This window comes from Streptomyces sp. NPDC052064 (genome assembly GCF_055585925.1).
In genome coordinates this window covers 58,508-72,357 of record NZ_JBVJJE010000011.1, presented here as the reverse complement: position 1 = coordinate 72,357, position 13,850 = coordinate 58,508, and the positions used below count along the sequence as shown (strand labels likewise).

Below are 13,850 nucleotides of genomic sequence, written 5' to 3'. Positions count from 1 at the left end.
GGCGTACGGGAGTGCTCGCCGCGGTGACCGCCTTGATGGCGGCGCTCCTGAGCGGCGACACCACGCGCTCGACCCGACTCAGCCCCCCGGCGGTCGGGTACGCACCGGCCGGGGCGCCGTGGAGCAGGAGCCGACCTAGGCTGGAAGCTGCGGCTGGAAACCAGCCCTGACGGGCCCAGCTGTCCGGACGGAGGCGAGGCGCGTGGACATGGCCGGCGAGCAGGACGCCCGCACTGCCGCGCTCGTGGTGGGCCCGGACGGCGTGGTGAGCGGCTGGAGCGAGAGCGGGTGGCTGCTGCTGGGCTGGACGGCGGAGGACGCCGTCGGGCGCCCCGTGACCGACCTGCTGGCCGCTCCCCCACCTCCCGGCTTCCCCGAGAGCTCCGGCAGCGGCCCCGACCACCCGGCGCTCATCCCCCTGCGCCACCGGGACGGCTCCACGGTGGACGCACTGGTGTCGGCTCACCCGCTGTTCGGCGCCCACGGCCGGGCGCTGGGCCATGCGCTGACCGTCCACCGCTGGGAACGCCGCCCGGTGATCGCCGACCTGGCCTTCGAACAGTGCCCCTTCGCTCTGGGCGTCTACGACCCTGAGCTGCGGTTCCTGTGGATCAACGCCTCCTCGGGCCGGGTGATAGCGCACTCCGAGGAGCAAGTGCTCGGTAAGAAGTACCGCGAGCTGTTTCCCGAATTCGACCGCGAGCTGTTTCCCGAAAGAGACGACAAGCCCTACACCGACCAGCTCGCCGAGGTGGCCAGGACGGGCGAGCCCGCGCGTCTCATCACCGTCTTCCGTCCGCTCGGCAGCGACTACGCCAACGCCTGGGCCACCAGCATGTGGCCCGTCCGGGATGCCGAGGGCAGGGTCCGCGCGGTCGCCAACTGGGGATTCGACATGAGCGCCGAGTACTGGGCCCGGCAGCGCCTGCTCATCCTCAACGAGGCCAGCGGCGGCATCGGCCGGACACTCGACGTACTGGGCACCGCCCGGGAACTGGCCAGGGCCCCGGTGCCGGGATTCGCCGACCTCGTCACCGTCGATCTCTTCGACGAGGTGCTGCGCGGAGAGGAACCGCCCCTTTCCCCCGACCCCGCCTCCGGTGAGGCCATCACGCTCAACCGCGCCGCCCAGCACGGCGCGAAGTATGACACCGACCGGACTCCCGGGCACCTGATGCCGGTCAGTCACGCTCCCGGTTCGGTCGCCACCCGCTGCATGGCCACCGGCAGGTCCACGGTTCAGCTCGCGGCCGAGCCCGGCCCTGGCGGCGAATGGGCCTTCGGGCCCGGGCTCGCCGCCGACCCGGCCCACTGGCCGCCGGGCAACCCGTTGATCGACGAGTCCCTCACCGCGGACGGGCTGACCGGCCGGATCACGGTGCCGCTCCGGGCCCGCGGCGCGCTGCTCGGCGTCGTCGCGTTCTCCCGCAGCGACCGGCCCGAGGCCTTCACCGCCGACGACCTGATCCTCGCCGAAGAGCTGACCGCCAAGGCAGCCGTCGCCATCGACAACGCCCGCCGGTACTCGCGCGAGCGCACGACCGCGCTGACCCTGCAGCGCAGTCTGCTGCTGCAGCAGCTGCCCAGCCAGGAGGCGCTCGAGGTGGCATCCCGCTACCTGCCCGCCGGGACCGGCGCGGAAGTGGGTGGTGACTGGTTCGACGTGATTCCGCTCTCCGGTGCCCGGGTCGCCCTGGTCGTCGGCGATGTGGTCGGTCACGGTCTGCACGCCTCGGCCAGCATGGGCCGGTTGCGTACGGCGGTCCGCACGCTCGCCGACGTGGACCTGCCGCCGGACGAGTTGCTGACCCACCTGGACGACCTGGTCATCCACCTCGCCAGCGACCTCCAGCCCGCCGGCCGCTTCCAGCCGACCGGCGAGTTCGGGGCCACCTGCCTTTACACCGTCTACGACCCGGTGTCCCGCCGCTTCACGATGGCGAGCGCGGGTCATCCGCTGCCGCTGATCATCTCCCCGGACGGTGCCGGGGCCCCGGCACCCGCACAGCCGGGACCACCGCTCGGCATCGGTGGGCTGCCGTTCGAGGCCACCGAACTCGAGTTGCCCGAGGGCAGTCTGCTCGCCCTCTTCACCGACGGACTGGTGGGGAGCCGTGAGCGCGACGTCGACCAGGGGATCGCCGAACTGCTGCGGGTCCTGAACCATGCGGTCACCTCGCTGGAGGGCCTCTGCGACACGGTGATGGACGCCATGCTTCCCGAACGCCGCACCGACGACGCCGCCCTCCTGCTCGCTCGCACTCACGCGCTGGATCCCCGGCATGTCGCCGACTGGGACGTCGCACCGGACCCCGCAGAGGTGCCGCATGCCAGGAAGTTCGCCCTCGTCCAGCTGGAGACCTGGGGCCTGGAGGAGGCGTCGTTCGTCACCGAACTGGTGGTCAGCGAGCTGGTCACCAACGCCATCAGATACGGCGAGCCGCCGATCAGGCTGCGGCTGATTCGCGACTCCTCCCTGATCTGCGAGGTCTCCGACGCCAGCAACACCGCACCGCACCTACGCCGGGCGCGCGCCTTCGACGAAGGCGGCCGGGGCCTGCTGCTTGTCGCCCAGCTCACCCAGGGGTGGGGCACCCGCCACACCACCGACGGCAAGACGATCTGGTGCGCGCAGACCCTCGCCGAGCCTCAGCCGCTTTGACGGTGTCGGTGACCCGTCAGGTCGCCGGTCCCGGCGACGGGTCGGAGGACTGGAACTGCGTACGATGTGTCCTTCGTCGAACGCGGCCCAGGCGACCGGATGCCCGGCCGAGCAGCCCGAGTAGGTGGTGACCCGGTGCGTCAGGCTGCGCGGTCGTACCCCTCCGGGATCCGCAGGACGAAGCTGCGGTTCTTGCCGTTGCTCCGGATCGCCATAAGAGGGATCTTGTCCTTGTCATCATGCGACTCCCCCTCATGCAACTCCCCTTCTGAAAAAGCGGTCCCTCATGCGCGGTTCCACTTCTGGCCGGCCTGGCCGTTGCAGGTCCACAGCACCAGCGGGGTTCCGTTGGTGGTGCCGGCCCCGTTGACGTCGAGGCAGAGCCCGGCGTGGACGTTGCGGATCGACCCGTCGGAGCCGACGGTCCACTTCTGGTTGTCCTGGCCGTTGCAGGGCCAGGTGATGACCCGGGTGCCGTTGGCGGTGCCCCGGTTGTAGGCGTCGAGGCACTTGTCGCCGAAGACGCGGATCTCACCGCCGGCCCACGTGGTCCACAGCTGGTTGGCGGCCGTGTGGCAGTCCCAGATCAGTACCGTGGCCCCGGCCGCGGTGGAGGCGTTGTCCACGTCCAGGCAGCGGCCGGACGCGTTGCCGCGCAGCCGCGAGGTGGTGGCGGCCAGCGGGCTGCCCCCGCTCACCCGGAACACGGCCACGCCGTGCGCGGGGACGCTCGCCGAGATCTGCCCGGACGTGCTCGACGAACCGCCGGTCCACAGGTCGGTGAGAGTGAACGGCCCGTCGGCCAGGCCGACTTGCGCGGCTGTGGTCGTGACCGTCGCCGTGCCGCCTCCCCGGTTGAACAGGCCCACCGCGACCGAGCCGTCGGACAGGGGCTTGGCGAACACCTCGGTGCTGCCGTCGTCGCGCACCCGGCGCCCGCCCGCGCCCAGCGGATCCTGGTTCACCGCCAGCAGACGCGGGTTGCGCAGGATCGCGCTCACGTCGGCGGACATGGTGCGGATGTCGTTGCCGGCCATGAGCGGTGCGCTCATCAGCGCCCACAACGCGAAGTGTGAGCGGGACTCGGTCAGTGACAGGCCGGGGCGGCCGACGACCAGCATGTCGGGGTCGTTCCAGTGCCCCGGGCCCGACTGCGCCGCCAGCGGCGCGGTGACGTCCAGGACGTTGCCGACGCCCATCGGATAGCTGTTGGTGTTGCCGTTCTGCCATATGTCGAGCAGGTCCTCGGTCGTCCGCCACAGGTCGGCGACCTCGCCCCAGTTGTACGTGGCGCCGGTGATGGCGTGGAAGCTGTTGGGGTTGATGCTGTAGACGATCGGCCGCCCCGTGGCGCGCAGGGCATCGCGCATGAGCGTGAAACGCGCGACCTGCTCGTCACGGGTACCGCTGGAGGAGCACCAGTCGTACTTGAGGTAGTCGACGCCCCACGAGGCGAACGTGGCGGCGTCCTGGGCCTCGTGCCCCCTGCTGCCCGTCGACCCGGGATACGCGCCGGTGGTCTGCGCGCAGGTGCGCTCGCCCGGCACCTGGTAGATGCCGAACTTGAGGCCTTTGCTGTGGATGTAGTCCCCGAGGGCCTTCATCCCGCTCGGGAACTTGGCCGGATTGGCCCGCAGGTTGCCCGCCGCGTCGCGTTGTGGGTCGAACCAGCAATCGTCGACCACCACGTACCGGTAGCCGGCCTCCCGCATGCCCGAGGACACCATCGCGTCGGCGGCCTGACGGACCTGTGCCTCGGTGATCCCGCATCCGAAGCTGTTCCAGCTGTTCCAGCCCAGCGGTGGGGTGAGTGCCGGGCTGCCGGGCGCGGCCGAGACAGTGGAGTGAACGGAGGCAGTCACGGACGCGGTGACCGTCAGCGCGGCGGCCGCGAAGAGACGGAGCAGTCGTCTGCCTGATCGTCTGGGCACCGTGGGCTCCTTTCGTCGGCAGACCGACACAAGACAGTGGATGTCTGCCGCACCGACCTCAATTTGTGGCAGGTACATGACATTTACGGTCAATCGAAATTTCGATCTACTTTCGGATCGCCGACGTCACGGATACTAGGGAGCTTTCCGAGCTTGTCAACTCCGTCGGCCGTTCACGATTTTCCATGAGCACCGCCCGAGCGGGCCGGGGAGCGAAATATTTCGACGCATCTAACGAATCATGCGAGACGTATTGACGGGAGCTCTCAACCCCCTACGATCCAGGATGCTCACCAGTCGATTACCGTTCGCCATCCCGAACATCACAGAGGGAGCGACACATGGATATGTCATGCCCTCGTCAAATCATGGGCCGCCGCCGGGCGCTGGCCGTCGGCACCGGCCTGGTCACAGGTGCCTTTCTGCCGCCGGCCGGAGCCTCCCGGACCGCCGCGGCCGCCCCGGCGTACACGAACCCGGTCATCTGGCAGGACTTCGCTGATATCGACGTGATCCGCGTCGGCGCCACCTACTACGCCTCGGCCTCCACGATGCACTACTCGCCGGGCGCCCCTGTCCTGCGTTCGTACGACCTGGTGAACTGGGAGATCGTCGGCCATTCGGTGCCGACCCTCGACTTCGGCGCCAAGTACGACCTGAACGGTGGCCGTGGCTATGTCAGAGGGATCTGGGCGTCGTCGCTGGCCTACCGCCCGAGCAACGGGACCTTCTACTGGCTCGGCCAGATCGACTTCGCCAGGACGTACCTCTACACCGCCGCCGCGGTCGAGGGAACGTGGAGCAGACTCACCACGATCGGCACGCCGTACTACGACGCGGGACTGCTCGTCGACACCGACGACACCCTGTACGTGGCGTACGGGAACACCACCATCAGCGTGGCCCAGCTCTCGCGCGACGGCCGCACCCAGGTCCGCACACAGCAGGTCTTCACCACACCGTCGAGCGTCGGCACCCTCGAAGGCTCCCGCTTCTACAAGATCAACGGGCAGTACTACATCTTCCTGACCCGCCCCGCCAACGGTCAGTACATCCTGAAGTCGTCGAGCGGCCCCTTCGGTCCCTACACGATGCGGCAGGTCCTCCTCGACCTGCGCGGGCCGATCCCCGGCGGTGGCGTCCCGCACCAGGGCGGGCTGGTCCAGACGCAGAGCGGCGCCTGGTACTACCTGGCCTTCGTGGACGCGTACCCCGGCGGCCGGGTGCCTGCCCTGGCGCCGGTCACGTGGACCTCGGACGGCTGGCCCGTCGTGCAACTCGTGAACGGCGCCTGGGGCACCTCGTATCCCAGTCCGGCCGTGCCCACTCCGCCCCGCCAGGTCACCCCCATGATCGGCGTCGACACCTTCGACGGCATGACCCTCAAGCCGAGGTGGGAGTGGAACCACAACCCGGACAACACCAAGTGGTCCGTCGACAACGGACTGACCCTGCGGACCGCGACCGTCACCAACGACCTCTACTGGGCCCGCAACACCCTCACGCACCGCATCCAGGGGCCCACCTCCACCGCAACGGCCGTGCTCGACCACTCGGCAATGCGGGACGGCGACCGGGCCGGACTCGCGCTGCTGCGTGACTCCTCCGCCTGGATCGGTGTCAAGCGCGACGACGGCGTGACGCGGGTGGTGATGGTCAACGGGCTGACCATGGACGGAAACTGGAACACCACCGGCACCGGCACCGAGGTCGCGAGCGCCACAGTCTCCGGAGGCCGCATCTGGCTGCGCGCGAGCGCGGACATCCGCCCCGGCGCGGCACGCCCCGGCACCTTCTCCTACAGCACCGACGGCACCCACTTCATCCGCCTCGGGCCCGCCTTCTCCATGGGCAACGACTGGCGGTTCTTCATGGGCTACCGATTCGCCCTCTTCAACCACGCCACGCAGGCGCTCGGCGGCGCGGTCCGCGTCTCGCGGTTCGAGCTGTCGACGCCCTGATCCGATCCCACCGACCGCACCACCCAACCCCCCGCCAACCACGAGGAGAACCATGAACCCGCTCAAACGGCTCGGCCGTCGCCGAGCGTCGGTGTTATCCCTGCTGGCCATCGGCGCCCTGGTGACGCCCGTTGCCGCGACCGCCGCACCCGACGCCGTCCGGGCCTCCACCCTCGGGGCCCAAGCGGCCCAGTCGGGACGGTACTTCGGGACCGCCGTAGCCGCCGGAAGGCTCGGCGACGGCACGTACACCGGCATCCTGGGCCGCGAGTTCAACTCGGTCACACCCGAGAACGAGATGAAGTGGGACGCGACCGAGCGGTCTCGCGGGCAGTTCACCTTCGGCGCCGCCGACCAGATCGTGAACGGTGCGACAGCCCGCGGTCAGCGCGTGCGGGGCCACACGCTGGTGTGGCACTCCCAGTTGCCCGACTGGGTCAAGGCCATCAGGGACGCGAACACGCTGCGCGGGGTGATGAACAATCACATCACCACGGTGATGAACCGCTACAAGGGCCGGATCCACTCCTGGGACGTGGTCAACGAAGCCTTCGCCGACGGAGGCAGCGGCCAACTGCGCAGCTCGGTCTTCCGGGACGTCCTGGGCACCGGCTTCCTCGAGCAGGCCTTCCGCACCGCACGGTCGGCCGACCCGGCGGCCAAGCTCTGCTACAACGACTACAACATCGAGAACTGGAGCGACGCCAAGACCCAGGGCGTCTACCGCATGGTCCGCGACTTCAAGGCCCGCGGCGTGCCCATCGACTGCGTCGGCCTCCAGGCCCACTTCGGCACCGGCGGTCCACCCGCCAGCTTCCAGACGACGCTGTCGAACTTCGCCGCCCTCGGCGTGGACGTCCAGATCACCGAGCTGGACATCGCGCAGGCCCCGCCGAACGGGTACGCGAACACCGTGCGGGCCTGCATGAACGTGGCGCGCTGCACCGGCATCACCGTCTGGGGCATCCGCGACAGCGACTCCTGGCGCAGCGGGGAGAACCCCCTGCTGTTCGACCGCAACGGCAACAAGAAACCGGCCTACCGGGCAACGCTCACCGCGATGGGCGGCGCGGTCGCGGCACAGCGGACGGACGCCCGTTCGGCCCGGTCCGCCGCCGCACTCCCCTCCTCCTTCCGCTGGAGCTCGAGCGGAGCACGGATCTCCCCCAAGCCGGACGCGACCCACAGGATCGCCGGGATCAAGGATCCGTCGGTCGTCTACCACAACGGCAAGTACCACGTGTTCGCCAGTACCGCGAACTCCTCCGGATACAACCTGGTGTACCTGAACTTCAGTGACTGGTCCCAGGCCGGCTCGGCCACGCACCACTACCTGGACCGCACCGCCATCGGCGCCGGGTACCGGGCCGCACCGCAGGTCTTCTACTACGCGCCACAACGCCTGTGGTACCTCGTCTACCAGACCGGCAACGCCTCGTACTCCACCAACCCTGACATCAGCAACCCCAATGGGTGGAGCGCTCCGCGCAACTTCTACTCGTCGATGCCCGACATCATCAGGCAGAACATCGGCAACGGCCACTGGGTCGACATGTGGGTGATCTGCGACAGCGCCAACTGCTACCTGTTCTCGTCCGACGACAACGGGCACCTGTACCGCTCCCGGACGACCGTCGGCCAGTTCCCGAACGGCTTCACCGACACCGTCATCGCGGCGCAGGACTCCAAGTACGCCCTGTTCGAAGCGAGCAACGTGTACAAGGTGCAGGGCAGTAACCAGTACCTGCTCCTCGTCGAGGCCATCGGTTCGGACGGCCGTCGCTACTTCCGCTCCTGGACCTCGAGCAGCCTCGCCGGCTCGTGGTCACCCCTGGCCGCGTCCGAGGGCAACCCGTTCGCCAAGTCGAGCAATGTGACGTTCCCCGCCGGTACCTGGACCCGGGACATCAGTCACGGCGAGATGATCCGCGCGGGCAACGACCAGACGCTCACGATCCCGGCCTGCAAGCTGCAGTACCTGTACCAGGGCAAGGACCCCAACGCCGGCGGTGACTACAACAGCCTGCCGTGGCGGCTGGGCCTGCTCACCCAGACCAATTCGACCTGCTGACCAGTTGACGACGTGTGCCCAGCCGCTCGTGCGGGGCACGCGCCCACTCTCCCTCTGCCATCCCATCGGCACCGCGAGCCTGACCGCTCGACCCGTGTCTACGACCTGAACCGCTACGGCCCGAGCCGTGCCGACGTCGACGCCGCCTTCGGGACTACAACGCGCTACGGGCCGAGGCCGACCGCGCCTGAGGAAGGGCGCGGATCGACCTCGGCCCGCACGTCGCCGATGGTCGTCATGACCCTTGTAGCACCGGTCATCGGACCCCTAGGGTCCGGAGTCATGCATCAAGACATCTCACGAAGAAGCACCCTCAAGACTGCTCTCGGCGGGGCCGGCCTGGCCGTGGGCGCGGCGGCAGGGACCGCGGCCGCCGCTGCCACGGGTGACGACGATGCGGCGAATTCCTCCGATGTCTCGACAGGCCCGTCCGCCTTATCCCTCTGGTACACCTCCCCGGCCGCCGACTGGGAACGCGAGGCCCTTCCGATCGGCAACGGAAGCCTCGGCGCCATGGTCTTCGGCACCCTCGGCTCGGAGCGCCTGCAGTTCAACGAGAAGACGCTGTGGACCGGCGGCCCGGGTTCGGAGCAGGGCTACGACTTCGGCGACTGGCGCGAGGAGCGGCCCGGTGCCATCGCCGCCGTGCAGGCGGAACTCGACGAGGTGACCAGGCTCGCCCCGGGCACCGTCGCGGCGCGCCTCGGCCAGCCCCGCATCGGATACGGCGCCTACCAGACCTTCGGCGACCTGTACCTCGACGTACCGGACGCGCCAACCACGACGCCCGACACGTACCGCCGTGCACTCGACCTCCGCAACGCCGTCGCCACCGTCACCTACACCCACCAAGGGGTGGGCCGGCGACGGGAGTTCTTCGCCTCCCACCCCGACGGCGTGGTCGCCGGGCGACTGTCCGCCGACCAGCCGGGCAGCGTCACCTTCACACTCCGCTACGCCTCCCCCCGCAGCGACTTCACCGCCACCTCGACCGGCGGGCGGCTCACCGTGCGGGGCACCCTGGCGGACAACGGGCTGCGCTTCGAGGCCCAGGTTCAGGTACGCAGCAAGGGCGGCACCGTGACCTCGGGCGCCGACGGCACGATCACGGTGCGCGGCGCCGACAGCGCCTGGTTCGTCCTCGCCGCCGGCACGAACTACACCGACACCTACCCCCACTACCGCGGCAAGGACCCGCACGCCACCGTCACCCGCACCGTGCGGGCCGCGGGAGAGCGCTATCAGAACCTGTTGGCACGCCATGTCCGCGATCACCGTGCATTGTTCGACCGGGTATCGCTCCACATCGGCCAGACCGCCCCCGACGACGTGCCGACGGATCAGCTCCTGACGCGGTACACGGGAGGAGGGAGTGCGGCCGACCGCGCGCTGGAAGCGCTGTTCTTCCAGTACGGCCGCTACCTCCTCATCGCCTCCTCACGCCCCGGCTCCCTGCCCGCCAACCTCCAGGGCGTCTGGAACCAGAGCACCAAGCCTCCGTGGTCGGCCGACTACCACGTCAACATCAACCTGCAGATGAACTACTGGCCCGCCGAGGCCGCCAACCTCCCCGAGACCACCGCCCCGTACGACCGTTTCGTCGAAGCGCTGCGCGCCCCCGGGCGACGCAGTGCACGGGAGATGTTCGACTCGCGTGGCTGGGTGGTGCACAACGAGACCAACCCGTACGGCTTCACCGGGGTGCACGACTGGCCGACCGCGTTCTGGTTCCCGGAGGCGGCGGCCTGGCTCACCGCGCAGCTCTACGAGCACTACCGCTTCGGCGGTTCGACCAGGTACCTGCGCTCCACCGCGTATCCCGCGATGAAGGAAGCCGCCGAGTTCTGGCTGGACAACCTGCACACCGACCCGCGCGACGGCACCCTCGTCGTGTCGCCCAGTTACTCCCCCGAACACGGTGACTTCACCGCCGGCGCCGCCATGTCCCAGCAGATCGTCCACGAGCTGTTCGTCAACACCCTTGAGGCGGCACGCATCCTGGGTGAGGCACCGGCCTTCCGCGCTCGACTGGAGAACGTTCTCACCAAGCTGGACCCCGGCCTGCGCATAGGTTCCTGGGGCCAACTCCAGGAGTGGAAGACGGATCTGGACGATCCGGCCGACCAGCACCGTCACGTCTCCCACCTGTACGCCCTGCACCCGGGACGGCAGATCGAGCCCGGCAGCAAGTGGGCTCAGGCCGCGAAGGTATCCCTCACCGCGCGCGGTGATCTCGGTACCGGTTGGTCCAAGGCCTGGAAGGTCAACTTCTGGGCGCGGCTGCGTGACGGTGACCACGCGCACAAGGTGCTCTCCGAGCAGCTCAAATCCTCGACGCTGCCGAACCTTTGGGACACCCACCCGCCGTTCCAGATCGACGGCAACTTCGGTGCCACCTCCGGCATCGTGGAGATGCTGCTGCAGAGCCAGTTCGATGTGATCGAGGTGCTGCCGGCCCTGCCTGCCGCCTGGCCCGAGGGGTCCGTACGCGGTCTGCGTGCCCGAGGCGGCGCCACCGTCGACATCGCTTGGGCCGCCGGCCGCGCCACGCACATCGCGGTCATCTCATCCCGCACCCGCGAACTCACCGTACGCAGCGATCTGTTGAAGGGCGGTCAGACCACATTCAAGGCCATCGCCGGACGGCGTTACGTTTGGCACGACAACGGGTCCTGACCCACCGGCGCCTTCGTCTCGGCGCGGCTGCCACGTTTGACGCGGTTTTCGAGGCTTCGACAAAGCCCGGAGGGAGTCCGCCTCATGTGCCGCTCTTCGTTCCAGGCGGCCGGCTGCGGGCAGCGCGCCTACATCCTCCCGGCCGAACAGCGCACCGGCGACCCGGGACCTGGCCGACGTCCTCCGACTCGTGGCCTGACTGTCCTGCAACAGGCGATGTCGGTGCCACCGCGCTGCCGCACGAGCGGAGGCGGCGGACCGCCGGGGGAGCTGTGGCCCGCCGCCCTGCAGGTAGCGAACACAGCACCGCTCACAGGAGCATCACAGGTGGATCAGAAGGCGGTGCGGCAGCCCCGCGCACCGCGGGTCCAGCGCAACGCTCTGAAGCGCGCGGAAGCACGACTGATCCAGGGATCGGCCCGCGATTGACGGGGCGTCAGGCCGATACCACCCCGGATCACCAGCCTGCGGGCCGAGGGCCAGGGCCCCGATGGGCGGAATCCTCGGCGGCATGGACATGCTCCCGGGTAGAGCACCGCCGCCGACCAGGAGCGTCTGACTGAAGCGCCTCGCCGGGCGACGGTTTCGTACACCGTCGCCGACGCGTTCCGGTCTCAGTCGTGGGCGTTCGCCGGCCGTCGCCGAGAGCCCGGGCAACGGCTCAATGCAGTGACATCACTGGCACCGGCGACCGGTGTTGATGCACTCGACCATCTCGTCCATCAGCTGCTCGTCAAAGACGTTGACGAAGTCACCGTGGTCCGTGATCGGTTTGTGCGTCTGCTCCGGGAAGCCGTCCACCGCATAGAACGGGCTCGACTGTCCGTTGTCGTTGAGGCTGGGTGCGTCCACATCGTAGACCAGACGCTGTACGAGCTGCGGAATGGCCTTGAAGCCGTTCGGGCAAGCGCCCCTGTTCGGATCGGCGAACGCTACGTGGTCGCGGTGGTTGGCACTGTCGACGTTCCGGCCGTCCCAGCAGCTCTGGAACTTGGACGTCCGAACCAAGCTGCTGCCCTCGGGGCAGACCGGGTACTTGTCCGTCACCTGCCGGTCCTCGAAGCCGGTGCAGCTCCACGCCGCGTTGGCGTTCGCGGTGCCGTTGGTGAACGCCTTGGCATCTCCGGTGATGATCCGCAGGAACTTGGGCATGGCCACGACCTTGGTGCTCGCGTTGCCCACGTACTCCAGGGTCACCTCGGACGCGGTGAGGATCTTGCCGGCATTGCCCTCGGCGCCGCCGCCCTGTTGCCTGGCGTCGAATTCCTCGGTGCCGTCCTGGAGCCGAAGAACCGGCCAGTAGTAGGAGGACTTGTCACCCTGGTTCTGGCATGTCGTCTCGCCATTGGCGAAGTCGTCATTGTCGGCGAACGCGTCGTTCGCCTGGTTGCCGACGTAGTCATGCGTGTGATGAGCACCGTTGTCCACACCGGGCGCGACGATGACGTTGTCGCTGTTGTAGAGCTTGTTCTCGTTCACACCGCACTGGGTGGTGAAGGTCCCTCGCGAGGCTTTCCGCGACAGGCGGGGTGCTGTCACGTTGGGTTGGACCGTGGTGATGTCGACGAAGTCGGCAGCGACAGGCCCGTTGCCTGCCTGCCCGCCACCGGCGGGCTGCCCCTGCCCGTTGCTCTGCTCCCCTCCCTCACCGTTCTCCTGGCCGTTCTGATCGTTGCCTGCGTCGCCCTGGTTGCCGGAGGCGCGCAGCGTACAGGCGGCCAGAGACTCAAGGCCCTGCGGCCTGTCGCCCACCCTGCCGATGGCAATGGCGATCCGGTCGATCGTCGCGACCCGCTTGTCCTTCAGCGGACCCATGATCGCGTTGTTCGCGAAGCCGCTGTCCTGCCGTATGGCCCGGGCCGAACTCTGCAGCCTTTGGTACGCCTCGGAGATCTGGCTGTCCAGCGAGGCGAGTTCCCTGTCGACTTCCGCCCTGGCCTGGTCCGGCACCTGCTGCAGCCGGCTGCCGACGTCGGGGCAGTCAATGGTCGAGGCATCCGAGACCGAAGCTTGGCCGGTCCCTCCGGGAGACGACCGTTTGACGGTGTTTCCGCCCGGAGTCTCATGGGCGGAGGCATACACATTCACGACCACCAGCCCCCCTGCTCCGAGCACAAGAGCCGCAGCGGCGGCAACAACCTTGCCGCCCGGGGACTTCGATCGTTTGCGCGTGTTGCGCCCCATGGTTCTCCTCCGAACTCTTGCGGGTGGAACATCACTTCACGAGGCGAGTCGTGCCAGAGGAAAGCGATGTCCTGCCTGTCGGCCCCCTCGAGGGGCCTGTTGCCGACGAAGGGACAGTCGGCCGTCGTGCGAGCGTCCTGACGAGCCGACACACTCTGACTGCTGTCCGCGTTCGCAGCGATGTCGGAAAAGCCCGCGTCAGGGCGTTCACGGCTCCTCCGGCTCTCGACGCATCCGCCGATACCTTCGTTCAGGAACCAGAGTTGCCCATGGGACTGCCGCGACTGAGGAATTGGGTCGCCACGTCAGGTTCTCGTAAGAACTCGCCGCACCGACCGATGGCTTCGGAAGCCCTGGTTGACATG

6 protein-coding genes are annotated in these 13,850 nt (G+C 68.7%); 4 read left to right on the top strand and 2 right to left on the bottom strand.

What is annotated here, in order from left to right:
* Positions 1–208 precede the first annotated feature (208 nt).
* Entirely contained in the window at positions 209–2,662 is a 2,454-nt protein-coding gene (locus ACZ6TU_RS28005; protein WP_469551870.1) for a SpoIIE family protein phosphatase, read from the top strand.
* 284 nt (positions 2,663–2,946) lie between these two features.
* Here ACZ6TU_RS28005 and ACZ6TU_RS28000 read toward each other — a convergent pair whose 3' ends face one another.
* Positions 2,947–4,593: a glycoside hydrolase family 27 protein gene (locus ACZ6TU_RS28000; protein WP_469551869.1), complete on the bottom strand. Its 1,647-nt coding sequence runs from the start codon at positions 4,591–4,593 to the stop codon at positions 2,947–2,949.
* 368 nt (positions 4,594–4,961) lie between these two features.
* Between ACZ6TU_RS28000 and ACZ6TU_RS27995 the strand changes: the two genes are divergently transcribed.
* The 3 genes from ACZ6TU_RS27995 (at position 4,962) to ACZ6TU_RS27985 (ending at position 11,301) form a co-directional block, all read left to right on the top strand.
* Complete coding sequence (locus tag ACZ6TU_RS27995) at positions 4,962–6,554, top strand: glycoside hydrolase family 43 protein (protein WP_469551868.1); 1,593 nt, start codon at positions 4,962–4,964, stop codon at positions 6,552–6,554.
* A 52-nt stretch (positions 6,555–6,606) separates the two neighbouring features.
* Entirely contained in the window at positions 6,607–8,625 is a 2,019-nt protein-coding gene (locus ACZ6TU_RS27990) for a glycoside hydrolase (protein ID WP_469551866.1), read from the top strand.
* 282 nt (positions 8,626–8,907) lie between these two features.
* Positions 8,908–11,301: a glycoside hydrolase family 95 protein gene (locus tag ACZ6TU_RS27985; protein ID WP_469551865.1), complete on the top strand. Its 2,394-nt coding sequence runs from the start codon at positions 8,908–8,910 to the stop codon at positions 11,299–11,301.
* Between the two features lie 675 nt (positions 11,302–11,976).
* Here ACZ6TU_RS27985 and ACZ6TU_RS27980 read toward each other — a convergent pair.
* Positions 11,977–13,485, bottom strand: a complete 1,509-nt coding sequence (locus ACZ6TU_RS27980; protein ID WP_469551864.1) for a DUF1996 domain-containing protein — start codon at positions 13,483–13,485, stop codon at positions 11,977–11,979.
* Between the last annotated feature and the right edge of the window lie 365 nt (positions 13,486–13,850).

Bases quoted from the DNA above. Each gene is read 5' to 3' on its own strand.
- ACZ6TU_RS27980 (WP_469551864.1), bottom strand. From the start codon at position 13,485: ATGGGGCGCAACACGCGCAAACGATCGAAGTCCCCGGGCGGCAAGGTT.
- ACZ6TU_RS28005 (WP_469551870.1), top strand. From the start codon at position 209: ATGGCCGGCGAGCAGGACGCCCGCACTGCCGCGCTCGTGGTGGGCCCG.
- ACZ6TU_RS27995 (WP_469551868.1), top strand. From the start codon at position 4,962: ATGGGCCGCCGCCGGGCGCTGGCCGTCGGCACCGGCCTGGTCACAGGT.
- ACZ6TU_RS27985 (WP_469551865.1), top strand. From the start codon at position 8,908: ATGCATCAAGACATCTCACGAAGAAGCACCCTCAAGACTGCTCTCGGC.
- ACZ6TU_RS27990 (WP_469551866.1), top strand. From the start codon at position 6,607: ATGAACCCGCTCAAACGGCTCGGCCGTCGCCGAGCGTCGGTGTTATCC.